24 protein-coding genes are annotated in these 24,196 nt (G+C 59.6%); 8 read left to right on the forward strand and 16 right to left on the reverse strand.

Going from position 1 to position 24,196, the window contains the following annotated elements; all coding sequences use genetic code 11:
* Positions 1-9: 9 nt before the first annotated feature.
* The 3 genes from RG836_RS23315 to galE form a co-directional block, all read right to left on the reverse strand.
* Entirely contained in the window at positions 10-1,125 is a 1,116-nt protein-coding gene (locus RG836_RS23315; protein WP_310849921.1) for a polysaccharide biosynthesis/export family protein, read from the reverse strand.
* A gap of 86 nt (positions 1,126-1,211) precedes the next feature.
* Complete coding sequence (locus tag RG836_RS23320) at positions 1,212-1,448, reverse strand: hypothetical protein (RefSeq protein WP_310849923.1); 237 nt, start codon at positions 1,446-1,448, stop codon at positions 1,212-1,214.
* Positions 1,449-1,692: 244 nt separating this feature from the next.
* Complete coding sequence (galE, locus tag RG836_RS23325; RefSeq protein ID WP_310849925.1) at positions 1,693-2,709, reverse strand: UDP-glucose 4-epimerase GalE; 1,017 nt, start codon at positions 2,707-2,709, stop codon at positions 1,693-1,695.
* Positions 2,710-3,108: 399 nt separating this feature from the next.
* On the opposite strand from galE, the gene galU reads away from it, so the two are divergent.
* Together galU and RG836_RS23335 are read left to right on the forward strand one after the other, a co-directional pair.
* Positions 3,109-3,942, forward strand: a complete 834-nt coding sequence (gene galU / locus RG836_RS23330; protein ID WP_310849927.1) for a UTP--glucose-1-phosphate uridylyltransferase GalU — start codon at positions 3,109-3,111, stop codon at positions 3,940-3,942.
* A gap of 70 nt (positions 3,943-4,012) precedes the next feature.
* On the forward strand, positions 4,013-4,429 hold the full coding sequence (locus tag RG836_RS23335; RefSeq protein ID WP_310849928.1) for a phosphohexomutase domain-containing protein: 417 nt from the start codon (positions 4,013-4,015) through the stop codon (positions 4,427-4,429).
* Here the strand turns inward: RG836_RS23335 and RG836_RS23340 are convergent.
* From RG836_RS23340 to RG836_RS23375, 8 genes are read right to left on the reverse strand one after another with little or no spacing between them, the layout of a single operon-like run.
* The gene (locus tag RG836_RS23340; protein ID WP_310849930.1) at positions 4,421-5,581 is read right to left on the reverse strand and encodes an SGNH/GDSL hydrolase family protein; all 1,161 of its coding nucleotides are present in this window, start codon (positions 5,579-5,581) and stop codon (positions 4,421-4,423) included. The genes RG836_RS23335 and RG836_RS23340 overlap by 9 nt on opposite strands.
* Entirely contained in the window at positions 5,578-6,615 is a 1,038-nt protein-coding gene (locus tag RG836_RS23345) for an acyltransferase family protein (protein ID WP_310849932.1), read from the reverse strand. The genes RG836_RS23340 and RG836_RS23345 overlap by 4 nt, the downstream gene beginning before the upstream one ends.
* A gap of 3 nt (positions 6,616-6,618) precedes the next feature.
* Positions 6,619-7,728: a hypothetical protein gene (locus RG836_RS23350; protein WP_310849933.1), complete on the reverse strand. Its 1,110-nt coding sequence runs from the start codon at positions 7,726-7,728 to the stop codon at positions 6,619-6,621.
* Entirely contained in the window at positions 7,728-8,948 is a 1,221-nt protein-coding gene (locus RG836_RS23355) for an MATE family efflux transporter (protein ID WP_310849935.1), read from the reverse strand. The genes RG836_RS23350 and RG836_RS23355 overlap by 1 nt, the downstream gene beginning before the upstream one ends.
* Positions 8,945-10,057, reverse strand: coding sequence for a polysaccharide pyruvyl transferase family protein (locus RG836_RS23360; protein ID WP_310849937.1), 1,113 nt, complete (start codon positions 10,055-10,057; stop codon positions 8,945-8,947). The genes RG836_RS23355 and RG836_RS23360 overlap by 4 nt, the downstream gene beginning before the upstream one ends.
* Positions 10,054-11,154, reverse strand: coding sequence for a glycosyltransferase (locus RG836_RS23365; RefSeq protein ID WP_310849939.1), 1,101 nt, complete (start codon positions 11,152-11,154; stop codon positions 10,054-10,056). Before RG836_RS23365 ends, RG836_RS23360 begins: the two co-directional genes overlap by 4 nt.
* A 41-nt stretch (positions 11,155-11,195) precedes the next feature.
* Positions 11,196-13,412 (reverse strand): polysaccharide biosynthesis tyrosine autokinase, encoded by a 2,217-nt coding sequence (locus RG836_RS23370; protein ID WP_310849941.1) that lies wholly within the window; start codon positions 13,410-13,412, stop codon positions 11,196-11,198.
* Positions 13,413-13,451: 39 nt separating this feature from the next.
* Positions 13,452-13,892, reverse strand: coding sequence for a low molecular weight protein-tyrosine-phosphatase (locus tag RG836_RS23375; protein ID WP_310849942.1), 441 nt, complete (start codon positions 13,890-13,892; stop codon positions 13,452-13,454).
* Positions 13,893-14,212: 320 nt separating this feature from the next.
* Here RG836_RS23375 and RG836_RS23380 point away from each other — a divergent pair, with 320 nt between their 5' ends.
* Positions 14,213-15,166, forward strand: coding sequence for a cellulase family glycosylhydrolase (locus RG836_RS23380; RefSeq protein ID WP_310849944.1), 954 nt, complete (start codon positions 14,213-14,215; stop codon positions 15,164-15,166).
* A 222-nt stretch (positions 15,167-15,388) separates the two neighbouring features.
* Complete coding sequence (gene tal, locus RG836_RS23385; protein WP_310849945.1) at positions 15,389-16,315, forward strand: transaldolase; 927 nt, start codon at positions 15,389-15,391, stop codon at positions 16,313-16,315.
* 113 nt (positions 16,316-16,428) lie between these two features.
* Here tal and rssC read toward each other — a convergent pair whose 3' ends face one another.
* The 3 genes from rssC to RG836_RS23400 all read right to left on the reverse strand — a co-directional run bounded on the left by rssC (position 16,429) and on the right by RG836_RS23400 (position 19,178).
* Positions 16,429-16,911 (reverse strand): anti-sigma factor antagonist RssC, encoded by a 483-nt coding sequence (gene rssC, locus RG836_RS23390; protein WP_310849946.1) that lies wholly within the window; start codon positions 16,909-16,911, stop codon positions 16,429-16,431.
* Positions 16,911-18,092, reverse strand: a complete 1,182-nt coding sequence (rssB, locus tag RG836_RS23395) for a two-component system response regulator RssB (protein WP_310849948.1) — start codon at positions 18,090-18,092, stop codon at positions 16,911-16,913. Before rssB ends, rssC begins: the two co-directional genes overlap by 1 nt.
* A gap of 396 nt (positions 18,093-18,488) precedes the next feature.
* Positions 18,489-19,178, reverse strand: a complete 690-nt coding sequence (locus RG836_RS23400) for an MlaA family lipoprotein (protein ID WP_310849949.1) — start codon at positions 19,176-19,178, stop codon at positions 18,489-18,491.
* A 200-nt stretch (positions 19,179-19,378) separates the two neighbouring features.
* On the opposite strand from RG836_RS23400, the gene RG836_RS23405 reads away from it, so the two are divergent.
* Positions 19,379-19,999 carry an HAD family phosphatase gene (locus tag RG836_RS23405; RefSeq protein ID WP_310849951.1) on the forward strand — a complete coding sequence of 207 codons (621 nt, stop codon included), beginning with the start codon at positions 19,379-19,381 and terminating at the stop codon, positions 19,997-19,999.
* A gap of 109 nt (positions 20,000-20,108) precedes the next feature.
* Positions 20,109-20,372: a DUF4404 family protein gene (locus tag RG836_RS23410; protein WP_310849952.1), complete on the forward strand. Its 264-nt coding sequence runs from the start codon at positions 20,109-20,111 to the stop codon at positions 20,370-20,372.
* A 182-nt stretch (positions 20,373-20,554) separates the two neighbouring features.
* Here the strand turns inward: RG836_RS23410 and queF are convergent, their stop codons facing one another.
* Together queF and copI are read right to left on the reverse strand one after the other, a co-directional pair.
* A complete protein-coding gene (gene queF, locus RG836_RS23415; RefSeq protein ID WP_310849953.1) occupies positions 20,555-21,385 on the reverse strand; it encodes an NADPH-dependent 7-cyano-7-deazaguanine reductase QueF in 831 nt (276 codons plus the stop codon).
* A 61-nt stretch (positions 21,386-21,446) separates the two neighbouring features.
* Entirely contained in the window at positions 21,447-21,980 is a 534-nt protein-coding gene (gene copI / locus RG836_RS23420; RefSeq protein ID WP_310849954.1) for a copper-resistant cuproprotein CopI, read from the reverse strand.
* A gap of 159 nt (positions 21,981-22,139) precedes the next feature.
* Between copI and RG836_RS23425 the strand changes: the two genes are divergently transcribed.
* Positions 22,140-22,820, forward strand: a complete 681-nt coding sequence (locus RG836_RS23425; RefSeq protein WP_310849955.1) for a heavy metal response regulator transcription factor — start codon at positions 22,140-22,142, stop codon at positions 22,818-22,820.
* On the forward strand, positions 22,820-24,169 hold the full coding sequence (locus RG836_RS23430) for a heavy metal sensor histidine kinase (protein ID WP_310849956.1): 1,350 nt from the start codon (positions 22,820-22,822) through the stop codon (positions 24,167-24,169). Before RG836_RS23425 ends, RG836_RS23430 begins: the two co-directional genes overlap by 1 nt.
* The last annotated feature ends 27 nt before the right edge of the window (positions 24,170-24,196 follow it).

A 24,196-nucleotide genomic window follows, 5' to 3' on the forward strand; every position in this document is an offset into this window, starting at 1 on the left:
GACTTGACCTTATTTGCCGTTGTCTCTGACTTCACTCAGGTTCTTCGCCGAGGAAGCACCGACGCCGAGGATCGCTGCCGAAGGCACCAATTGGCTGATGAAGCGGTTCCAGCGCGTGACGTTGGCCGGGCCGACATAGACGATGTCCTGGGGGCGGACATTGAAGTGCGTGGCCAGCGCCATGGCGGTCGGCGACTCGGCCTGCAACTGGTAGATTTTCGCCGGTTCGGTGTCGAGGTTTTCCACGCCACGGATGACGTACACCGCGTTGCCGTTGGAGGTGGTCTGGCTCAAGCCGCCGACCGATCCCAACACGTCCGAGAGGTTCATGGTCCCGGTCTTGAACGTCAGCGCACGGGGCTGGTTGACTTCGCCCATGACGTAGATGCGCTTGTTGTCGTTGTACGGCAGGTACAGCTGATCGCCGCCCTTGAGGTAAACGTTCTGCAGTTCGGAATCCTGCTGGTTGAGCGCGTCGAGGTTCAGCGAAAATGCCCGGCCGTTGCGGGTCAGCATCAGCCCGGACAGGTCAGCGTTCTGCGTGTCGATCCCGGCCGCGCCGAGGGCTTCGACCACGTTCAGCGGGTTGGTGGAAATCGGTTGCGAACCGGCCTTCACTACCGCGCCGGAGACCACCACTTTCTGGCTGGCGAAGCGCAACACCGCGACGTCCACCTGCGGGTCGGCAATGAAGGCCGAGAGGCGTTCGGCGATGTCCGAACGCAGTTGCTGAATGGTCTTGCCCGCCGCCTGGACTTCTTTGATATAGGGGTAGTACAGCGTGCCATCGGAACGGACCAATCGGCCGTTGGCGTCGATTTGCTGTTGCGCGCCGGACGGTGCGGTCAGTTCCGGGTGATCCCAGACTGTGATGTACAACACGTCGTTATTGCCGATGCGGTACTCGCTGGGGGTTACCAGCAGTTCGGGCGGCAGGGTCTCGCGTTTTTGCGTGACCCGGTCCATGGCGATCAGCTTGGGCGTGATCGGGATCAGCTCGACCCGACTGCTTTCACTGGCGCCCTGGCGCGTGATATCGCTGGTGCTCAGGTATTGCCCCGGGGAAAACATGCAACCTTGCAAAGCGAAACTGGCCAACAGCAAAAAAGGAAAACTACGAGTCATAATGGCACTACGCTATTCAAGGGCAAATCTAAAACAAGGTCACCCGACTTGCGCCGGGCGACCTTGTAGTACACCTACAGAGTTTCTCAGTTAGTTGTGCCGGTCGTACCTGTAGTACCAGTAGTCCCGGTGGTGCCGCCGTTGGCGTTGCCGCCACTGTTGGAAGCGGCCACTGCACTTGCCACCATTGCGGTGCTGGCGGAAGTGGCTGCCGAAGCGGCCACGCTACCTGCTACATTGGTTGCTTGTGTCAGCGGTGCTTCCGCTGCGGACGCCCAGTTACCCACCAGGGATAACAGGGCAATTGCCATCACTTTCTTCATAACAACTCCTTTCTGACCTTCAATCCGTGTTGCCTGCAATTGTCAGTCAGAGGTAGAAAGTTCATGTCGCAAAAATGCAAACATGATCCGTTGTTCGTTCACAGTCTTACCTGACTGATAAATGTCGAACGGCAGGGTTTATATCTACGGATTTGCCCGAGGCATTTCCAGCCTAATTTCCCGACGATAATTAACAGTCAAGCCGATTTATAACATTCAGATAAGATCACTTAATTATAACGAGCTAACCTAGATAACCCTTTGGATGATTCGATTGCCAGCGCCAAGTGTCGGCCATCATGTCCTGCAAACTGCGCGTGGCTTTCCAGCCCAGTTCCCGGGCGGCTTTCGAGGGATCGGCCCAGCTCTCGGCAATGTCACCCGCGCGACGCGGCATCATCCGATACGGCACTGGCCGCCCCGACGCTTGCTCGAACGCATGCAGCACTTGCAGCACGCTGTAGCCGTCGCCGGTGCCGAGGTTCCAGGTGTGAATGCCGCTGCGTTGCGTGATTGATTGCAGGGCTTTCAAGTGGCCATCAGCAAGGTCCACGACGTGGATATAGTCGCGCACGCCGGTGCCGTCCACGGTCGGGTAATCGTTGCCAAACACCGACAACTCTTGCAAACCGCCGACCGCCACCTGGCTGATGTACGGCACCAGGTTGTTGGGAATACCGTTCGGGTCCTCGCCCAGATGGCCGCTGGCGTGGGCACCGATGGGGTTGAAGTAGCGCAGCAGCGCGATGCTCCAGCGCGGCTCGGAGGCGCACAGGTCACGCAGCACGTTCTCGACGATGAGCTTGGACTGGCCATACGGATTGGTCGGCGTCCCGGTGGGGAAGTCCTCGCGGATAGGCATCTCTTCCGGCTCGCCGTACACGGTGGCCGACGAGCTGAACACCAGGCGAAACACCCCGGCCGCCGCCATCGCCTGGCACAAGTTGATGCTGCCACCGACGTTGGTTTCGTAATACTCGAGTGGCTTGCGCACGCTCTCGCCTACGGCCTTGAGACCGGCGAAATGCAGCACCGCTTCAATGGCGTGCTGTTGGAAAATCCGGTCGAGCAACGCCCTGTCGCACACATCGCCGTGAATCATCAGCGCACTTTTGCCGCAAATGGCTTCTACCGCGTGCAGCGCCGCGTCGGAGCTGTTGCACAGGTTATCCAGCACCACGACTTCAAACCCGGCTTCCAAGAGCGCGAGTGTGGTGTGCGATCCGATATACCCGGTGCCACCCGTAACCAGAATCTTCATAGAGCGGTCCATAGTGGGGTAGTGAAAGGTTCATTAACGCGTCAAGTTCCGGTAATGAATCCACGCAACAGGGTCACGCCGATAACAAACCGGGACGACAACAAGAACTGATTTAGTTCAACGACTGGCAATAAATATTTATTCAGGCCAGACTGTAAAGCCTGATACTTATTTAGCACTCCGCAGCGACCACCACTATCACCAGATACCGACTAAAAATAACCGGATAACTAACAGCCCGACATCTCATAACATTGGCCCATTGCAGGCACTTTGATAATTGCCAGCCAAGGTCAGTGTCAGGTATTAAAGTGCAGGCTCAATTAATATCGAAACTAACAGCCGCCGCTTACTGTGCCGGGCGATTGGCTGTCATTCATGACTTTCCAGGATACTTTTATGATTCGTAAATGTTTGTTCCCCGCTGCCGGCTATGGCACTCGTTTCCTGCCGGCAACCAAGGCCATGCCCAAGGAAATGCTACCGATCGTCAACAAGCCGCTGATCCAGTACGGCGTTGAAGAAGCGCGGGACGCCGGTCTGCAGCACATGGCGATCGTCACCGGTCGCGGCAAACGGGCGCTGGAAGACCACTTCGATATCAGCTATGAACTGGAACATCAGATCCGTGGCACCGCGAAAGAAAAATTCCTCGCCAGCACCCGCGAGTTGATTGAAACCTGCACCTTCTCCTATACCCGCCAGGTCGAAATGAAAGGCCTCGGCCACGCGATCCTGAGCGGCCGCCCGCTGATCGGTGACGAAGCCTTCGCCGTGGTCCTGGCCGATGACCTGTGCCTGAACCTCGAAGGCGACGGCGTGCTGGCGCAAATGATCGAGCTGTACAAGAAGTACCGCTGCTCGATCGTCGCCATCCAGGAAGTGCCGCGCGACCAGACCCACAAATACGGGGTGATCGCCGGCGAGATGATTGCCGACGGCCTGTACCGCGTCAGCAATATGGTCGAGAAACCAGCGCCGGAAGACGCGCCGTCGAATCTGGCGATCATCGGTCGCTACATTCTGACCCCGGACATCTTCGACCTGATCGCCGACACCCAGCCCGGCAAGGGCGGCGAGATCCAGATCACCGACGCGTTGATGAAGCAGGCGCTGGATGGCCGCGTCCTGGCCTACAAATTCGCCGGCATGCGTTTCGACTGCGGCGACGCCGAGGGTTACATCGAGGCGACCAATTTCTGCTACCAGAATATGTTCCTCAAAGGCCTTTGACCGGACCGCTTCACCCTCCCCTTGTTGACCGGCACTTGTGTTGCCCCCACTTCGATTCAGGCAGGTGACTATGAACCATGCAAAACACGCAGCAGACAGTGAACAGGACAAGGGCAACCTGGCGATGATGGCGAACCTGGCGCAATACCGCTCGCGCCCTACCGACGGCGCGACCTGGCTGGGTTCGATCCTGATGGTGGAAGAGATCGGCATGTTCCCGTCGTCGGGCGATATCCACCGTCCGATCAGCGACCCCACGCCACTGCTCAGTCACCTGAAACACCTCTACGGGCCACAGGCGCTGGATGTCGACGAAGGTCACGGGCTGACCGTGATGTTCAAGAACTGGCGCTTCCGCGTGCGGGTGCCCGCCAGCGAACCGGCGATCATCATCAACGTGGAAACCCGTGGCGATTCGCAGTTGATGGCGCTGAAAACCGCCGAGCTGCTGGCGCAACTCGAACGGTTCGAGAACGAGCTAAGGTAAGGCCGCGCCGCAGGTGTCCTGCGGCGACACTTTGCTGTGGTCGCCGACGATCAGCCGATGCATGTAGTCGGCGATCAACCGACCGCCGGAGGCCGGGATTGGATGAATCTTGTCCGGCCCGATCATCGGCGTTGGTCCGCCGCCAGCGTAGCGCTTGAAGTCAGCACCGAATGCGCACTGCATATTGGCGTAGCCCAAGTGCTCGGCCCGCGCCCAGGGTTCGAGGACTTGGGCGTAAGCCGACATCGGATAGGCGCTGGAACGCGTAGTATCCTGGCGCAACACCAGGTTGATGCTTGCCTTGGGGTGAATCGCCCGGACCATCCCCACCAGCCCCTGAATGTTCTGCAGGTACTGTTCGGGTTTCACGCCGAAGCCCTGATCGTTGCCACCGAGCATGATCAGATACACGTCCGCCGGAATCGCCGAGACCACCGCTTTCCACTGCGCCTGCCAGGCCGGGTCGCTGTGGTAGAAGTCTTTCGATGCGGCACCGGACGCCGCCAGTTTGGACACCCTGACCCCGCCCCGATCGTTACTCATCCACAGACCAAACAGCGTCGGCGCGCCTTTCAGCACTTCGAGGCGTAACGACCAGTCAGGGCCGGTTGGCAGCCCACTCAGGGAAAATTCCTGAACGCCGCTGCCGCTCGCCGCCAAAGTCTGCCACGGCGAGCTCGCCGCCCAGCGGTAACGCATTTCATTAGTCTGGCCGTCGCCCAGGTACAGCAACTTGGCCTGGGTCACCGAGGTATCGATCGCCTTGCTCGGGCTGGCATCCACTTGCAGATACGCGCCGGGGTGACCGGTGACGGTGCGGCTGTCGGGGCTGGCCTGGCCGAGCTTGGACACGTCCCAGTCGCCGCCGAAATATTTGTCACTGCTGCGGGTGTATTTGTACTGCGTGCCGCCGAGCGCCGCGCCGTGGTTGAAGCCGACGTAACCGGGCCCGGCGAAACCGCGCTCCTGCGCCAGACGTTGCACCAGTTTGTTCAGGTAAAAATCCTGCCCGGCGCTGTAGCTGTCGCCAATCACTGAGATTGCCAGCACCTTACCGGCCTGGCCTTCGCGAAACTGGCTGAAGCGCTGGCGCACGTCACCCACCTGCACCACCTGGGCCGCCACATCCGGCCCGACATCGACGGCCGTCACGACTGCACCGCCGGCGTCACAGCCGGCGCCGGTTTTTTCCGCGAAGCCCGCTCACCGAGGAACAACAGCGAGGTCACGCTGAAACGGCTGAACACCGTCGACAAAATCACCGGCCCCAGTAACCCGCAACTCACGCCGCCAAGTACCAGCAGGGTTTCATCCTGCACGCCGAGGCGGCCGAGGATGAAACGCGAAGTCGCGGCGAACAGCACATGGAACAGAAAGATCGCGTAAGAATAACCGCCCAGCCAGATCAGCCACTGTGCGCGCATATCACTGGACAGCAACGCCACGCACGACACGCAACCCACCAGCAAACCGATCAGGCTGCGGCGGTCGACGATCATCTCTCGGTCAATGGCCGACACGTAAAGCAGCACCAGCGAAATCACCACGAACAGCAGCGGCCCGAACGTCTTGAAGCGGCGTTTAATCGCGGCGACGTTCTCCTGGCAAATCATCCCGGTGACAAAGAACGGCAACAAATAGATCGCGCCATTGATGCCAAACGCATCGACAGGGAACGGCGGCAGCAAAAACACCAGCGCGGCAAAGGCCAGCAGCCCATATTGCCGGGTCGCCGTGCCCAACAAGCCACGCCACTGCAGCAAGCCGACGAACATGAAAATGATGAACACCGCTTGCAGGAACCAGAAGTGGTTGACCGGGATGTAGAACGACAGCAAGGCATCAGTCAGCCCGACCTCTTTATTGACGCCCGGCCCGACCGCTTGCAGCACCGAGAACGGCACGCCGACGCAGAACAGCGGCACGATCAGCCGCCGCACCTTGCCGACGAAGTAGCTGGAGAAATCATTGCCGCGGATCTTGTACAGCGAATAGATGTAGCCCGAGATAAAGGTGAACAGCGGCATGCGCACGTACACCATGGAATCGGCGATCACCCGGTACGGCGAGCCGAGGTCGATTTTCAAACCACCGCCCAACGGCCCGATCACGTGGTACAGCACCAGCAACAGGCACGCCAGGCCACGCAGGGTTTCAATCTCGAGGGATTTATTGTTGCTCGACATAACTCACGAACCTCGATTCAAGACCTTGGCCGCCACCGGTTCGGCTCTTTTGCTCAACTGCAATCCCAGGCCCAGGAACAGCACCGGGACCACCATGGAGAAATGTCGGGCGAAAGAACCGAAGTCCGGTTCGAACAAACCTTGAACCAGCAAAAAAGACAGGGGAACCGCAATCAACTCCTTGGCCTTGACGTCGATGCGCACACCCCGGTATTCGGTCGAGGTGATCATTTTGAACATCAGCAAGGAGGTCATCACCATCAGCACCACGAAGATCACCTGGCTCGGACCGGATAACAGCACCAGCTCACCGGGGAACGACAGGCGGAAAAAAATGCTCATCGAGTCGAGGGCCTGGGAGACGAAATCGCCGCCGCTGATCCACGACACGATCAACGACTTCGAACCCTCCTCCCCTGCTGTGCGCAGCTCGTTGTTGCTGGCGCGAATCGACGACACCGAGTAACCGACCACCAGTTGAATCGCGGTGGCGATCGCCAGGTAGAACAGGAACAGCATCAGGAAGAAGGTGAACCGCGTGACGTACTTTTTCATCACGCAGACGCCGACCCAGGCCAGCGAGAACAGAATCCAGTAGGGCCGGATCAGCACGCCGTAGATCACCGCCGAGAGAAAAAACCCGATGCGATAACGGCTGGTGAACGAGCACAACAGAATCGACAGCATCGCCACCGAGACGATGATTTCCTTGGTCAGGTTCTCCAGGAAGAACGAGCGCACCACGCCCCACAGGCACAGGGTGAAGAAAATCGTCAGCGGGATGCGGCGGAACATGAACACCGGAATCGCCGTCAGGAACAGGTTGCACGCCATGCCGTAGGCCCAGGCGTTGGTCAGGTTGATCCCGGTCGGTCGCAGCAGGTACGCCGAACACTCGTAGGAAGAACGATCCGGCGAGAACGGGTTCCAGAAGTTGCAGTTGTCGGCGCGCACGTAGGACGACCACAACGTCATCGCATCGGGGCCGGGGTCACGGTGGGCCAGCATTGGCATGGTCACCGACAGGAACAGCCCGGTGAACAAAATCAGGAACGACAACGAGGAATCGAGGCGTCGGCCGCGAAACTCGATGGAGGGCAATTTCAACGCCATTACGCCGTCTCCTTCACCCGGGCGAACCGGGTCAGCACGGCAATCACGCCCAGTTGCACGCAGATCGAAAACACGTTGCCCCACGCCGCGCCGTAGATCGAATGATGCTTGATCAACAGGTAGCTCACCGGCAGCGAGACCAGCAAGCAAACGGCGGCGCTGGCCAGCGACACGCGACTGTTTTTCGAAGCGATCAAACCGCCCCACACCACGTCGCCCACCGCACGCAACGCGAAGGACACAATCAGCACCGCGAGCAGGCCGTTATCGGGACGCGGCACGCTGGCGGCGACGTAATCCAGCACAACGTTGAAGAACACCCAGATCATCACCGCCACCGCCGCCGACACCAGCAGCGAGCGCTTGACCCACGTGTTGACGAACAACTCGCGCAGCGTCGGCGCTTGCTGATGCTGTTGGTAACGCTTGGCCAACACCGGAACCCCCACTACCGCCACTACCGCATAGGACAACGCCTGCAAGGTGTTGGCCGCCGACCAGGCGTACACGTACTTGCCGAGGCTGGCGTAGGGTTCGAGATCGACGATCAAAAAGCGCTCGGCGTACTGACTCAAGGCAATGAGTCCCGCGCCCAGGTAAAACGGCAACCCGGCCTTCCACACCGTGCCAGTGGTCAACGTGCCGGTGGCGCGGCCGGCATGTTGCCGCACCACAATCAGGTAACCGGCAATCATCACCAATACGTTGGAGATCACCCACAACCACAGCACGCTGGCGATGCTCGCGACCCAGCCGAGCATCATCCCGGCCACCGCCAGCAGCGCCCAGAGCCCGGTCTTGATGAAAAACAGCATCGCGCCCCAATTGGCTTTCTGCGCGGAAAACACAAAGGAGTTGAGTTCGAACGACAGGTGCTCGGTGAGCAACAGCAGCGTTACGCAGACGATCAGCGCGGCGCTCACTTCGACCTGCTGCAACTGCGCATAGATCGTCACCATGATCACCGACGCCGCCAGCCCGACGGCGAAATAAAGCAGCAACACTTTGTCGATCACCGGCCGCGAACTGCCGCCGACGCTGATCAGCCGATTGATCTCGGAACTGAAACCGACGCTGTAGAACTTCGAAGCGATCAACGACGCCGCGACCACTACGCCGTAGAACCCCAACGCGTCGTAGCCCAGGTAATGGGTGATGGCCAACACCAGCAGAAACTTCGCGCCTAATGCCCCGCCTCGGAGCAAAAGCCGAAATATCATCGAATGATCCCTTTGATGATGTCGTCCATCAGCAGGGTCTTGGCTTCGATCTCTTTGCAGGTGTCAGTCAGACGCTGGCCGAAGCGGGTCAGTGCATTGGGCGCGTAGACCGTGTCGATAATGGTGTCGACGTTGATGTCGCCGCCATTGATCACCCAGTCTTCGACACCCATGTCCTGATAAGCACCAAAACCTTTGCGCTCGTAACTGATATGAAACGCTGGCACGCCGGACAGCAGCGACTCGATAGCGCCGTGCAGACGCACGGAAATCACCAGGTCCGGTTGGTACTTGGCCAGGGTTGCCTTGAGCGGCAGCAAATCTTCGGTAATGCCCAACTCGCGATAAAACGCGCCGTCATCGTTGCCGCGCACCGCGCTCTGCACCGCGCACACCACTTTGCTCTTGGCGCGCAGGCGTTGCAGCAGCAGCTTCAGGTTGGCGACGTAGGCAACTTTCTTGTCCTTGCTCCACTCCGGCGGTTTGCGCAGCACCACACACACCGTCGCCGGCGAGGCGGCGCAGCGGGTGAACTTGGGTTGCTGGAGGATCTTCTTGGCCAGCGATTGCACCGCCAGGTCCGGCGCGCGGTAGACGTTGTCCTGGGTGTCAAACAGGGCCGAAGAGCGGTTGTCACGGACGAACACCGCGTCGGCACTGGCGTAGTGCTCGACGATTTTGCTGCTTTCGCCGTGGAACGGCCCAATGCTCTGCGGCAAATACACCGACGGCACTTTGCTGCGGATCGCGGTTTCCAGTTGCTTGGCGTGGCCGAGTTTCAACTTGATGTGCTCGAAAGCACTTTTCGAGCGCATGTAACCGCCACCGACGCCAACGATCAGGTCGGTCGAACTCAGCAGGTCCGCCAGCCCGGCATAGGACTGGTTGAGAAACACCGCTTGCTTGACCCGGCCCAGCCCCTTGGCCGCCATGACCGGTGCGTCGAAACGTTTGTACGGCAAATAGCTGAAGGATTGCGGGTCTGAGGCGACCACGCTGATCGACGTGTCGGCGCCGAAGTTTCGCAGCACCAGGTCGATGGCCAGATCCACGAGCAGGCCATCACCGGAATTGGACGCGCTGTAGCCATGCAAAATCGTTACGTTCATGAGCTGAGTTCTACTTGATAAGTTGGTGCGGAATACAGGTCGTAGGTCTGGCGAATCATCAACGCGGCATCGAACTGCTCACGCACGCGTTTGCGACCGGCGTAGCCGAAGTCGAGCAATTGCGCCTTGTCGAGGTCGCGCAACACAGCGGCCAGGGCCTGATGATCACCGGTCGGGAAGATGTAGCCAGTGACCTGATCGGTCACCAGTTCCGGCAACGAGGTGCAGTCGCTGGCGATCACCGGCAAACCCATGGCCATGCCTTCCAGCGGCACCATGGCAAAACCTTCCCAGCGACTGGGGACGATCAGCACATCGGCTGCTTGATACAGCGCATTGACTTCAGTCGGCGTGACCCACGGCAGGTACTCGACACCGTCGATCACCGGCGACTCGACGCCGTCCTCGTTGACCGCGCTACCGACCACGGTCAGTTGCAGATCGCTGCGCCCGGCGCCGGTAAAGCCTTTGAGCAGCACATCGAAGCCTTTCTGATAGTCGAGCCGGCCGACGAACAACAGGTGGATCGGCCCGGGACCGGAGGCGCGCGGCACATCGGGTTTGTGCGGGATACCGTTGTACACAAGGGTCATGCGGCTGCGATCGATGCCAAATGACGCGGCTTTATCCAGTTCGTATTGGCTGACGCAAATGATCACATCCGTGACCTTCTGCAACGCCCGCTCAATCAGTGCATAGACCTTCTGCTTGGCCGGCGAACTCTCCATCAGGAAGGAAAACGCGTGCGGGCAATAGACGATGGTCGGCGAGCGCCACGGCTTGAGCAGCAGGCACACGCAACGGCCAATCACCCCGGAAAAGGTGCTATGCAAATGCACCACATCGGGTTTTTCCTTGAACAGCACACGGGTCAACTGCCAGGCGAACCTGAGCAGCGAGGGCACGTTGCGCCCGGCCCGCTCGAAGGTGCGGATCTGGCGCTCATCGATGCCGTGCATTTCTTTCTTCTGATCCAGCGGGATCAGGTACACCAAATCGTAATTCTCAGCATCCCCCGCCGGGGGCGCCGAGATCGTGCGAATCACCGTGGCCACGCCACCTTTAATCGTTTCGGCTACGTGCAGTATTTTCTTCACAACTCACCCATTTCCTTGTCCGTAATCACAATCGCCGAGACTCAAGTTTTGTCGGACGCGTACTCGTAGTTGTAATAGCCGTAACCGCCGTTGCCGTAGTAACTGGCGGCGCGCTTCTCGACACCGTTGAACACGGCGCCCTTCAACTCGATGCCATTCTGGGCAAAGCGCCGGATCGTCAATTCGATCTCTTTGGCCGGGTTCACCCCGAAGCGGGTGACGATCAGGCTGATCGCCGCTTCCCGTCCGACAATTGCCGCGTCGGTCACCGCCAGCAACGGTGGCGTGTCGATGATTACCACGTCGTACAGCTCGCTGAGTTGCGCCAACAACTCGCGGAAGTTGGCGTGCATCAGCAGTTCGGAAGGATTGGGCGGCACCTGGCCACGGCTGATGAAGTGCAGGTTGTCGACTTCGACGGTGTTGATCGCCTGCTCGATGGTGCAGCGTTTGACCAGCAGATCCGACAGGCCATTGGTGATCGGCGTGTTGAGGGTTTTGTGCAAATGCCCCTTGCGCATGTCCGCGTCGATCAGCACCACGCGCTGCCCACTCTGCGCCATCACTGCGGCGAGGTTGGACGAGACAAAGGTCTTGCCGACCTGCGGGCTCGGACCGGAAATCATGATGCGATTGTTGGTGGCGTCCAGCCCGGCGAAGTGCAGGCAGGTGCGCAAGCTGCGGATCGACTCGATCGACAGGTCGGTGGGGTTGCGCAGTGCCAGCAGGTAGGCCTGATCGGTCATGCGGACTTTCTTGGTATCTTCTTCCTGCTGCAGCGCGCTGTAAGGAATCGACGCATACACCGGCAAACCCAGTTGCTCGATGGCTTCCGGGCCTTCCAGGCCTTTGCTCATGGATTTGCGCACTAGCACCAACGCCACGCCGACGAAGGCGCCGAGGAAGGTGGCGATCAACACGATCAGCGGTTTGCGCGGTTTCACCGGGGTGGTCATGTCGACGTCGGCGGTGTCGATCAGCCGCGCATTGCCCACGGCGCCGGCACGGACGATGTCCAGTTCCTGGGATTTGTTCAGCAACTGCGTGTAGATCTGCGATGCCACTTCGACGTCGCGGGTCAGGTTGAGCAATTCCTGCTGAGTCGCCGGCAAGTCCTGGACCTTGCTCTGCAAGTTCTTCTGAAGCTGGGTCAATTCGCCAATCTGCGACATCAAGGCGCGATACGCCGGGTGCTGCTTGGTGAACTTACGATCCATCTCCGCTTGCTGCATCTTCAGTTCCGAGACGCGGGTGTCCAGGGTGACGATCTGTTCCAGCACCGACTGGGTTTCGAGGGAAATATTCACGGTCTTGCCGCGGGTCTGGTAACCGTTGAGCGCCTCGCTGGCCTTGATCAGGTCACGCTTGACCTGCGGCAACTGCGCTTGCAGAAAATCCAGGCTCTGCGCCGCTTCGGCGGAAGTGCGCTGCACGTTCTGCTGCACGTAGAGGGTCGCGACTTTATTGAGGATCATCACCGCCTGGCGGTAATCGCTGCTGGCCAGTGCCAGGCGGATAATGCCCGACTCCTTGCCCTGCTCCGACACGTCGAGGATCGTCTGGTAATTCAGGATCGCGACGATTCGCGGGTTGCGCACCACTTCGAACTCGGTGCCGGCGTTCGCCGCCAAGTTGCTGATCAAACCTTCCACGCCATTTTGCGCAAAGGCCTGGCCGGCAACACCGTCCGCCAGCAGGCGATCATTGTCGTCGAACAGCTGAAAATGCTTTTGTTCGCCGGCAATCAGCGTGAGCTTCTTGCCCAACAGTTCTTCCGGCAGTTTCAGCTGGGCAATCTCTAACCGTTCACCGCCCCAGGCATAACTGTTGAGGCCAAAGCGTGGCGAGGCGACGCTGTTTTCGGTCTCGCCGCGATAACGTCGGGCAAGGAAGCCGCCGATCATGGGAAAGGTGTTGGGCGTCACTTCGATGTCGAGGTGCAAGTCGTCGACGGTTTTGCCGATCACCGCACGGGACTCGATGATGCCGATCTCGGTCGCCGCCGGGGATTGTCCGCCGAGCATGCTGTTGAGGTCGGAGAAGCCGAGCATGTCGTTCTTCTTCGGCTCGACCTGCACCAGCGCGTTGGCCAGGTACACCGGGGTCGCCAACACGGCGTACGCCACGCCCGTGACCATAAAGGCTCCGGTAATCGCGCCTATTAACCACTTATGGTCAATTAAACTGCCGAATATACCGAGAAGATCGATATCGTCTCGTTCGTTGTCTCGGTTGCCGATTACTGACGGTAACTGCATAAGTCTGTTCTTACCATTTACGAAACTGAAAATTGGTCATCAATGTCCGAGGCGCTGTGCCCATGAGCTAACAGCATCTTCAATCAATGCATGGGCATGAATAAAAGCGGCTTGTCCTTGACGGTACGGGTCCTGTATTTCGCGCTCGCTCTGCCACTTGCCGAGAAGAAACACTTTGCCCCGCGCGTGCGATGCAATCTTCAGTACTTCATTGACGTGTTTTTTTTCCATGACCAGGATCAGGTCGGATTCATTGACGATATCAGCGGTGAGCTGACGTGCCTTGAACCCTTCGGCGGTTTGCCCGCGCGCTTCCAGCACCTGGCGGGCCGCGGGCTCCATGGCTTCGCCAACGCGCGCCTGCAGGCCTGCTGAGGCCACTTCGATCCTGGTGGTTTGCAACGCAGTGCGCAGCATCATTTCTGCGGTAGGACTACGGCAAATATTGCCGACGCAGACAACAAGGATCTTTCTGAACAAGGCTACTTTTCCCGTGTAATGTCGAATCGGCCGACGTGTTACGGAACAATCGCTGAACCAACGAATTATCCCGCACTCAGAAATCGAGCCGCCTTGTAACTATCTGCGTATTAAGTACCACGACACTTAAAAACCACCCAACCAGAATAAACGGACCAAAAATAACGCTAAAAATAACGTAATTACTGGCCCGTTGCCTGCCTGACAAAAAATAACAGTCATGCACTTTTATAACAGCGCGAGTCTCGAAATTAACGTACCCGCTGTTATGTCATACACCGTATGTTGATTCGATTAATTAACTAACGAGGAAACTCGAAATGAACTCAACAACTAATAAGTGGCTAAGTGCCTCAGTTCTGGCCACCCTGATTACCGCCAGCCAGGTTCACGCCAGCGAGCTGTTTCCGGTATTGGCGGCCAACAAAACCGTCGGCGTTCAGGTGAAGATCCAGACCTTCTCCGCCGAAGATGGCGCGCAAATCAAATCCGATGGTTTTGGCTTCGTGCGCTTCGGTGTCTGGACCAACAGCCTCGGCGGCAAGGCTTATCAACAACAGGTCAGCGACGCGTTTGCCGCCGCCAAGTCCGCCGGTTTGCCGGTGCTGCTCACGGTGCGTTCGACTAAAGCGCTGGGCGGCGATGCCGAACTGGCAACGGCCGGTCAAGACTTCGCCAAAGCCATCGGCAGCCTGGAAAGCACCTACCGTTCGCAGTTGGTGGCGATTGAGATCTGGAACGAGCCGGACCTGGAAAAATACTGGCCCACCGGGCGTTTCGACGAAACCTTCGTGCCGTTCATGAACGCCACCTGCAACGCCCTGCAACAAAGCCCGCCCGCGACGCCGGTGGTCGGTTTCGGCTTCGCCAAAGCGCCAACCGCAGGCTCGGCCTCCACCGTGGCCCTGCAATCGATTGTCAGCCAGTACCCGAAATGTCTCAGCGCGGTGTCTTATCACCCTTACGGCATGAGCGGCGCGCAGATCAGCGCGGCGCAGGCGTTTATCCAGCAGAACTTCCATCTGCCGGGGGTGCTCAGCGAATGGGGTTCGCCGTCATTGAGCAACAACGGCGGGATCGAAGCGCAAGCAAGTAAAGTCCGGACCTTTATCAGCGACGTTAAACAACAGAAGATTGCCCTGGCGTCGATCTATGAATGGAAAAACAGCGAAACCGGCGGCAGCGACCGCGAGCGCAACTTTGGCCTGCTGACCGGCGATGGCCAGCCGAAACCGGCCAAACAGGCCGCCTCCTTGATGTTGAATCAGCAGTAGTCTGGTTGCGATGAAGGCATGTGACATCGCGTGGGCGGGACGGTGGTCGGTTGCTTTGAACCAGTGCCCGAATTTGGCATCGTAATAACCGATACCGCCGCCCCGCCTTTCAAACGCCTGTTCTCAGGTTGTTGCCCCTGGGGCCATCGATACGCATACGCACCCTTGAGTGGCTGTCAGCGCTCGGGTAATGTCGTCAGACCCATAGGACAGAGCACGCCCATGACTTCCAAGCTGGAACAACTCAAACAAATCACCACCGTAGTGGCCGACACCGGCGACTTCGAAGCTATTGCTCGCGTTAAACCGGTGGACGCCACCACCAACCCTTCCCTGCTGCTCAAAGCCGCCGCGATTTCCGGTTATGCCGAATTGCTCAACCAGTGCGTCAGCGACTGCAAGGGCGACGTTGGCCTGGCCAGCGACCGCTTCGGCGTCGCGGTCGGCCAGGAAATCCTCAAGGTGATCCCCGGCCGCATCTCCACCGAAGTCGACGCGCGCTTGTCGTTCGACACCGACGCTGTGCTCAAGCGTGCGCACCGTCTGATCGAACTGTACGAAAAGGCCGGCGTTGGCCGCGACCGGGTGCTGATCAAGATCGCTTCCACCTGGGAAGGCATCCGCGCCGCCGAGACCCTCGAGAAGGAAGGCATTCAGACCAACCTGACCCTGCTGTTCTCCTTCGCCCAGGCCGCGGCCTGCGCCGACGCCGGTGTATTCCTGATTTCGCCGTTTGTGGGCCGTATCTACGACTGGTACAAAAAGGCCAACGGCAACGACTACACCGGCGCGGATGATCCGGGCGTGCAGTCAGTGACGCGTATCTACAACTATTACAAGGCCAATGACTACAAGACTGTGGTCATGGGCGCGAGCTTCCGTAACCTCAACCAGATCGAACAACTGGCCGGCTGCGACCGCTTGACCATCAGTCCGGAGCTGTTGGAAAAACTCGCCGCCGACACCGGCAAGCTGGAGCGCAAACTGGCGCCCGGTCATGCCGGCGAAGCGCGCCTGAGCCTCAACGAAGCGCAGTTCCGCTGGTTGTCCAACGAAGACGCGATGGCCACCGAAAAACTGGCCGAGGGCATCCGCCAGTTTGCCCGTGACCAGGAAAAACTTGAGGCACTGCTGCAAGCCAAGCTGTGATCTGACAGCGGCATGCAAAAAGGGCGAACCCTGGTGGGTTCGCCCTTTTTTTGGTTCTGACGATGATGTGGTTTGCCTGGCTTTGAAAATTCTGTGGCGTTGGCTCTGGCGCTTCAGTGGCGCTCTAGCGCGTTCACGAGGTCATGGAAGGCTTCGCGGTTGGAGTCATTCAAGCCCATGAGGATTTTGTGCGCTTCCAGCACTTTGATCCGTACCACTTCTTCCGACTGATCCTGGTCCGGCAAGTCCGTCAGGCACTCGGTGCACGGGATCGGCCGATCAACGATGTTGAACACCTGCTCGAAGCCCATGGATTGCAGCAGTCGGGTGATGTCTTCGTGGGTGGTGACGACCGTCGGCAGCAAGCCGACTTTCTGCCGTGACAGGATCGATAGCTTGGCCAGCAGGCCAAGGGTGGTGCTGTCGATGCTGCGGGTTTCGGTCAGGTCGATCACGATCGCGTTGAAGTTCAACGCGGTGAAGATCCGCTCAATCGTCGCATCCAACGCCGAACACAGGGTCAGGCGAACTTCACCGACGAACTTCAGGACGAAGGTGCCGTCCTGCTCGGCGAACTGGATTCTACCGGTACTCATTAAAGATTCCTGCTCAACACTAGCAAAGCGATATCGTCCGGCATATCACCCAGCGTGGCCAATCCAAAAACCTGCTGCAGGCCTTCCAGGCTGCCGCCCGCCGCCTTGACCCGTTGGGGCAACGCAGCTTCTTTCTCTTTGAGTGTAGGTTCTGGCAATAGATCGAGGATGCCGTCGGACATCAGCGTCAGACTGAATACCGGCGGCAGTTCAAGGACGTGGTCTTCGTAGGTGGCTTCATTGAACAAGCCCACCGGCAGACCGCGGCCTTCGAGATAGCGAACGCTGTCTGGCGTGTACAACACAGGCAACGGCAGATGTCCGCCGATGCTATAGGTCAACAAACCTGTCTCCTCGTCGATGACTCCACCGACCATTGTGACGTGTTTACCCAGCTTACAACTGATCAGTCCCCGGTTGATATGACCCAGGACTTCCGAAGGCTTGAATTCCGGCAGCGTGCCGTTGCGCTTCGATTCAAACATGAGGCGCGTGGTCATGAATTTCAACAGCACGGTGACGAAGGCCGATGAAGCGCCATGCCCGGACACGTCCGCCAGGTAGAACGCGACCCGACGCTCGTCGACACGAAAGTAATCGACGAAATCACCCGACAGGTACAGCGATGGGATGATCTGGTGGGCAAACTGGAACTCGTCGATCGACCAAGGGCTGACCGGCAGCATGTTCATCTGCACCTGGCGACCGGCGTTCTGGTCTTCCTGGAGCAGGTTCAGGCTGGCTTCGAGTTCGCGATTGGCGGTTTCCAGCTTCTCGCGGTAGCGCTGGTTTTCCAGCAGCAGGCGCGCGCGATCCAGGGCCCGGCGCACCGAGTGCTCCAGCACTGCCAAGTCTTCGAGCGGCTTGATCAGGTAATCCGCCGCGCCCAGGCGCAGGGCTTCGACCGCGTCGTTCATCACACCGGCACCCGACACCACGATGACCGGGGTCTGTGGCGACCGGTCGGTGACCTGGCGAATGAGCTCGAGTCCGCCCATCTGCGGCATGCGCAGATCGCAGATGACCAAGTCGGGCTTGTCTTGCTCGAATACCTGAAGACCCTGTTGGCCATTGCTGGCCTGCAGGACGCTGAAACCACTGTCTTCCAAGTAGGCCGCGAGGCTTGCGCGTACTACTTCGTCATCATCGATTATCAGCAGCGTGGCACTGGTTTTTGGCATGTGGGCAAACGGCGCCAGAATTAGGTTGGCGTAGCAGGCGGGGACGGTTGGCCCGGCACTCACTACTGGATTCGCTTTCTAGCCACTCCGCGCACTGTCGCCGAGCGCGGACGCAAGACACAGATGCACCAGAGGTGCCCTTCTAAGGCGCAGACGGTACTCCCATCCGCGGGGCGTTTCAAGCTCATGGCACTGCTTGCCGGGAGACTTCCTTCAGCAAATCACCGACGGTTATAAGAACCCCTGGAACCGAAACCTGATGAAAGGATAAAGCACACTACAGAGTCTTGGCGAAAACCGTTAGTTCTCCGAGGCTTAACACAAATACACGCGTGTACGGATCCAAAACGACGAAGGCGGCCACTAGGGCCGCCTTCTGTAGCAAGTCGAAACAGATCAGAAATCGTCTTCGACCTGACCATCCTTGACCTTGAACTCGCGGTTCTGCAAGTACGCATTGCGGATGAAAATGTACTTGTCGCCGTTGATGAGCTTTTCCGCCGACAGCAGGCTGGCGCGGGTGTCGACGATGTTCAAACCGAAGATCGAATTGCGCACCGGCACGTCGTGAATGTAGCGATACGGACCGGTGTAGCCATCAACGAACTTGGATGGCGCATCACGCAGCGTGCTTGGGCCGAGGAACGGCAGCATCACATATGGACCGCTGCCGACGCCCCAGTAGCCGAGGGTCTGGCCGAAGTCTTCGTCGCTGCGCTGCAAGCCCATTTTCGTGCCGACGTCGAAGAAACCCAGCAGGCCGAACGTGGTGTTGAAGATCAGCCGCGCCGTATCAACGCCTGCCGCGGCCGGTTTGGCCTGGAGGACGTTGTTGGCGAGGTTGGTGACGTCGCCGATGTTGCGGAACATGTTGTGAATGCCGTCTTCGAGAAACTGCGGCGTCACGAATTGATAGCCCTGGGCCAATGGCTTCAGTGCGTAGGTATCAAGGACGTCGTTGAATTTGTAGATCGGGCGGTTGACGCTTTCCCAAGGGTCTTCTTCCGTGGCTGCCTGGGCGGCGAACGGCACCAGCGCGAGGCTGGCAGACACACATAGCTGAGCTAGACGGGGGCTCCAGCGCATAAAAAACTCCTTGGATGGGTACTGGCGCAGGCGCTTGGCGTGCACGGTAAGCGCACGAGTATAAGACGGAAACCCAGTTTAGGCAGCCTCAGACTGGCGCGCTGCTGTAGGAAATTTCTAACAATGCAACGAGCGAGTCCTCGTGTCACCCAACTGTCACGGACCAGCATTAGCCTTAGGACTATTTCAAGGATGTTGCCATGTCCCGCGCTGAAGCCCTGCCCGTTGCCGCCCCGACCCTGACGGCGGTTCTGTTCGGCCTGAGCGGCTGCCTGGTGGATTTCGGCGCAAGGACCCGCGCCAACAGCCCTGCAGCCGCGGAGAACGCTGATTTGACGCCCGGCGCGCAAGCGGTGCTCGAAGACCTGCAACGCCTGCGCATCCCTTGCGCCTGGCTCGATGAACTGCCCTCCCCGCTCAGTCATGCCCTGGTCGGTTCGCTGCCAGATTGGGTGGTAGCACAGAAACTTCCTGCAACACATCAACCTTGGCCGGCCCCGGATGCGTGCTGGCAAGCCTTGATGGCACTGAATGTCGGACGGCTCGACGGATGCGTACTGGTCAGTGGCGAACCACGGCTACTGCAATCAGGGCTCAACGCCGGCTTGTGGACGGTCGGCCTGGCCTCTTGCGGTTCCCTGTGCGGCCTGGCGCCCAGCGAATGGCAAGCCCTCACCCAGCAACAGCGTGAACACAAACGCGGCAAAGCCACCGTGCAACTGTTCGGTCTCGGCGTGCACTCGGTCATCGACCACTTGGGAGAACTCAGCACCTGCCTGGCCGACATCAATCTGCGCCGCCTCAAAGGTGAAAAGCCCTGATCGGGATCATGCAGGCGCGCCAGGAGTGGATTACTCTGAAAGCACAGGGCACGAACCTTTGCCATCGCGGCGCGGTCCATGCCTGTGACTATTATTGAGGGAGAACGCCATGCCTGCCCGCGAACTGCAAGAACAACTCAACACCCTGCGCGAGCAATTGGAGCAGAACCCGCCGCTGTCGGCAGAAGAACGCACGGATCTGCACGAGTTGATGGCGCAGATCGAATCGCAGATCGAACTGGAAACCAAAACCCAGGATTCCAGCCTGTCCGATGGCGTCAACCTCGCCGTGGAACGCTTCGAACTGGAACACCCCGCCATTGCCGGTACATTGCGCAACATTGTGCAGACGCTGGGCAATATCGGGATCTGAACCCGCAAGATGCAAAAAAGCCCTGCCAGTGATGGCGGGGCTTTTTGTTTTTGAAGGTCGTCCATGAACACCGTGGCGAGGGAGCTTGCTCCCGCTTGAGTGCGCAGCGCTCACACGCTTTTTTGCGGCCGCTTCGCAGCCCAGCGGGAGCAAGCTCCCTCGCCACAATGGTTCGCGGAACCTTACTGTCGCACCAAGCGGTGATTCGGCAACTGCACCGCCTCAGTGCTGCGATACGGATTGATATCCAGCCCACCCCGCCGCACATAGCGCGCGTACACCGTCAGTTTTTGCGGCTTCAGCAAGCGTTGCAGGTCGAGGAATATTCGTTCTACGCACTGTTCGTGGAAGTCCGAGTGTTGGCGAAAGCTCACCAGGTATTCCAGCAGGCTCGCGTGATCGAGCGCCGCGCCGCGATATTCCACCGCGACGCTGCCCCAATCCGGCTGGCTGGTGACTGGGCAATTGGATTTGAGCAGGTGACTGTGCAGGCTTTCCTCGACGATCCGCGACTGATCGCAACGCAGCAATTCCGGGCGCGGGTGCTCGTAGTTGCTGACGCTAATGTCCAGTTCATCAATGCACACCCCCGGTAGCGCCACCACGCCTTCGGCTTCTACGTCGCGCAGGCTGCGGATGCGCACGCCCACCGGTTTGCCGGCGGCAGCCGACAGGTCGTTGACCAGGGTCGCTTCAAGGCTGGCGGTGTCGGCAAATGGGGTCTGGTTCAAGGAGTTGAGGTACAACTTGAATGACTTGGATTCGATGATGTTCGGCGAGTCCGCCGGAATGCTGAATTCGCCGATCGCTACCACCGGTTTGCCGGAGGGGAGCAACCACGACAGTTCGAAGCAGTTCCAGAAATCCACGCCCTGGTACGGCAGAGTCTCAGCGGTCAGGCCCAACTCGGCCCATTTCGCGATGCGCGGGATCGGGAACAGCAAGGACGGCGTGTACGTGGCGATGTATTCGCTGGATTTGCCCAGCGGCGAATGTTCGGCTGCGGGATGCATGGCGGAAACCTGACTGAAGAATCAGCGGATTCTATCAGCCTTTGCGCCCGCCTTTGAGTGCTTACTGACTGACCGTCAGCTTGCCGACCATGCCGGCCTGGTAATGGCCGGGAATGTTGCAGGCAAATTCCAGGCTGCTGGCCTGGGTGAAGGTCCAGGTCAGCTCGGCAGTCTTGCCCGGTTCCACCAGCACGCTGTTAGGGTCGTCGTGCTTCATCCCATGGCCGTCGCCGTGGTCCATGCCGGCCATGGCGCTGTGGTCCATTTCCTTCATGCCCGTAGGCGTGAGCATGCCGCTTTGCTGCATCTTCGCCATTTCCTGCTGATGTGCGGCATGCATCGCCGCGTCGCCAAGGTTGAATTCGTGCAGCAACTGGCCCTTATTCACCAGCACGAAGCGAACCGTCTCACCGGCCTTGATATCGATGGCTTTCGGTGTGAAGGACAGATCGCCCATCACCACTTCCACGCTACGGGTCGCCTGAGCCGCCGGGGCCGGTTGGCCAAAATCGTAGTGATGCCCGGACGCAGCCCACAGTGGAGCGCTCAACAGCAGTGTGCAGGCAGCCAGTGCCAGACGGTTTCGCAACAACATGGGTTGTACTCCAACAAGATGATGATCAGCCTGTGGGACACTTTATTCAGCCGCCGCTGGCTTAAAGCTGACGAGCAGATTACAACTTTGTCAGCTTGCCCCGCACCCCGGCCGTCCACGGTATAACGCATGGTCTGTCCTTCAGCGCCGAGTCGCCCGATGAAATTACTGATTGTCGAAGACCAACCCAAAGCCGGCCATTATCTGCGCCAGGGCCTGAGCGAGGCCGGGTTCAACGTCGAGTGGGTGACTGACGGCAGTACCGCTGAGCAGATGGCTCTAAGCGGCGACTATGCCTTGCTGATCCTCGACGTGATGCTGCCGGGGCGCGATGGCTGGCAGATCCTGCAAGCGGTGCGCGGTGCCGGGCTCGATACGCCGGTACTTTTTCTGACGGCCCGCGACGCGGTGGAGGACAGGGTTCATGGCTTTGATCTGGGTGCCGACGACTACTTGGTCAAGCCGTTCGCCTTCGCCGAGCTGCTGGCCCGGGTGCGCAGCCTGTTGCGTCGCGGCGCCGTGGCGCCCTCGGACACCCGCCTGCAGTTAGCCGACCTGCAACTGGACCTGATTCGCCGCCGGGTCGAACGCGGCGGCCAGCGCATCGACCTGACCGCCAAGGAGTTTGCCCTGTTGGAAATGCTCCTGCGGCGCCAGGGCGAAGTGCTGCCCAAATCGTTGATTGCCTCGCAAGTCTGGGACATGAATTTCGACAGCGACACCAATGTCATCGAAGTGGCGATCCGCCGGTTGCGCATGAAGATCGATGACGACTTCCCCAACAAGTTGATCCACACCGTGCGCGGCATGGGTTATGTCCTTGAAGAGCGCCCGGCGTGATGCGCCGGTTGTCCCTGAGCAGTCGCCTGGCGTTGTTGTTTGCCGGGTGCACGGCCGTGGTGTCGCTGCTGGCCGGGGTGCTGTTCAGCCGCGCCAGTGAAGCGCACTTCCTGGAACTCGACCAGCAGATGCTCGACAGCCATCTGACGGGTTTGCGTCGGGCGCTGACCGAGGCTCCGCTTGGCGCCAGCAACGCACGGCTGGTCGACGAACTGAGCCGCCAGGCCGATCTGTCATTGCGCATTACCGACAAGGATGGCCGGCGCCAGTACGACAGCGCGAGCAACATCCCCGAACACCTGCCGCACACACCGGGGCTGTCGACCCTGAATGCGGCGGGCACCGATTACCGCGTGTTAAACGCGCCATTGAGCCCGCAGGCCAGCGACTCGCCGCAATTGACCTTGTTGCTCGACATCACCCATCACCAGCATTTTCTGCAACGCATGCAGCGCTTGATCTGGCTGACGGTCGGCCTGTCCGCACTGGCCACCGCGCTGCTCGGTGCCTGGGCAGCGCGCAGCGGCTTGCGCCCGTTGCGGCGCATGAGTGCGCTGGCCGGCGCGGTGTCGGCGCAGTCGCTGGATGCTCGGCTGCCGGAGGTGAACATGCCCCCCGAACTCGCGGAAATGGCTCACAGCCTGAACGCCATGCTCGGACGCCTCGAGGATTCTTTTCAGCGGCTCTCGGCGTTCTCCGCCGACATCGCCCACGAGTTGCGCACGCCGCTGTCGAACCTGCTGACCCACACCCAAGTCACCCTGACCCGCCCCCGGCCAATCGAGGATTACCGCGAAGCGTTGCACAGCAACCTCGAAGAGCTGCAATGGATGGCGCAACTGGTGAACGACATGTTGTACCTGGCGAAAGCCGATCACGGTTTGTTAATGCCCAAGCGCGACTCCCTGGAGCTAAGCGAGGAAACCGATGTGCTGTTGGAGTTTTTCGCGCCGTTGGCGGAAGACGCTGGCGTGAGTCTGAGCCGCAACGGCAGCGCCCGCGTCGAGGGCGATCGCAGCATGCTGCGCCGTGCGCTGTCCAACTTGCTGGACAACGCCTTGCGGTTTACCCCGGCGCGCGGCCAAGTACGGGTGCAACTGAACGAGGACGGGCGGCGCGTGAGTCTGATGGTCGAGAACAGCGGCGATGGCATACCAGTGGAGCGCCTGCCACGGCTGTTTGATCGCTTCTACCGTGCCGATCCGGCGCGGCACGAAGGCAGCAGTGAACATGCAGGGTTGGGGCTGGCGATTACTCAATCCATCATTCGCGCCCATGGCGGGACGATTCGTTGCGAATCAGCGCAGGGGTGGACGCGGTTTGTGATTGAGTTGCCGCGGGGGGATTGAGGTCGGCAGTGCCGGCCTCTTCGCGAG

The sequence above is a fragment of the Pseudomonas rhizozeae genome (assembly GCF_031583775.1).
Lineage (GTDB): Bacteria > Pseudomonadota > Gammaproteobacteria > Pseudomonadales > Pseudomonadaceae > Aquipseudomonas.

Bases quoted from the DNA above. Each gene is read 5' to 3' on its own strand.
- RG836_RS23315 (WP_310849921.1), bottom strand. From the start codon at position 1,125: ATGACTCGTAGTTTTCCTTTTTTGCTGTTGGCCAGTTTCGCTTTGCAA.
- RG836_RS23320 (WP_310849923.1), bottom strand. From the start codon at position 1,448: ATGAAGAAAGTGATGGCAATTGCCCTGTTATCCCTGGTGGGTAACTGG.
- galE (WP_310849925.1), bottom strand. From the start codon at position 2,709: ATGAAGATTCTGGTTACGGGTGGCACCGGGTATATCGGATCGCACACC.
- galU (WP_310849927.1), top strand. From the start codon at position 3,109: ATGATTCGTAAATGTTTGTTCCCCGCTGCCGGCTATGGCACTCGTTTC.
- RG836_RS23335 (WP_310849928.1), top strand. From the start codon at position 4,013: ATGAACCATGCAAAACACGCAGCAGACAGTGAACAGGACAAGGGCAAC.
- RG836_RS23345 (WP_310849932.1), bottom strand. From the start codon at position 6,615: ATGTCGAGCAACAATAAATCCCTCGAGATTGAAACCCTGCGTGGCCTG.
- RG836_RS23350 (WP_310849933.1), bottom strand. From the start codon at position 7,728: ATGGCGTTGAAATTGCCCTCCATCGAGTTTCGCGGCCGACGCCTCGAT.
- RG836_RS23355 (WP_310849935.1), bottom strand. From the start codon at position 8,948: ATGATATTTCGGCTTTTGCTCCGAGGCGGGGCATTAGGCGCGAAGTTT.
- RG836_RS23360 (WP_310849937.1), bottom strand. From the start codon at position 10,057: ATGAACGTAACGATTTTGCATGGCTACAGCGCGTCCAATTCCGGTGAT.
- RG836_RS23370 (WP_310849941.1), bottom strand. From the start codon at position 13,412: ATGCAGTTACCGTCAGTAATCGGCAACCGAGACAACGAACGAGACGAT.
- RG836_RS23380 (WP_310849944.1), top strand. From the start codon at position 14,213: ATGAACTCAACAACTAATAAGTGGCTAAGTGCCTCAGTTCTGGCCACC.
- tal (WP_310849945.1), top strand. From the start codon at position 15,389: ATGACTTCCAAGCTGGAACAACTCAAACAAATCACCACCGTAGTGGCC.
- rssC (WP_310849946.1), bottom strand. From the start codon at position 16,911: ATGAGTACCGGTAGAATCCAGTTCGCCGAGCAGGACGGCACCTTCGTC.
- rssB (WP_310849948.1), bottom strand. From the start codon at position 18,092: ATGCCAAAAACCAGTGCCACGCTGCTGATAATCGATGATGACGAAGTA.
- RG836_RS23400 (WP_310849949.1), bottom strand. From the start codon at position 19,178: ATGCGCTGGAGCCCCCGTCTAGCTCAGCTATGTGTGTCTGCCAGCCTC.
- RG836_RS23405 (WP_310849951.1), top strand. From the start codon at position 19,379: ATGTCCCGCGCTGAAGCCCTGCCCGTTGCCGCCCCGACCCTGACGGCG.
- RG836_RS23410 (WP_310849952.1), top strand. From the start codon at position 20,109: ATGCCTGCCCGCGAACTGCAAGAACAACTCAACACCCTGCGCGAGCAA.
- queF (WP_310849953.1), bottom strand. From the start codon at position 21,385: ATGCATCCCGCAGCCGAACATTCGCCGCTGGGCAAATCCAGCGAATAC.
- copI (WP_310849954.1), bottom strand. From the start codon at position 21,980: ATGTTGTTGCGAAACCGTCTGGCACTGGCTGCCTGCACACTGCTGTTG.
- RG836_RS23425 (WP_310849955.1), top strand. From the start codon at position 22,140: ATGAAATTACTGATTGTCGAAGACCAACCCAAAGCCGGCCATTATCTG.
- RG836_RS23430 (WP_310849956.1), top strand. From the start codon at position 22,820: ATGCGCCGGTTGTCCCTGAGCAGTCGCCTGGCGTTGTTGTTTGCCGGG.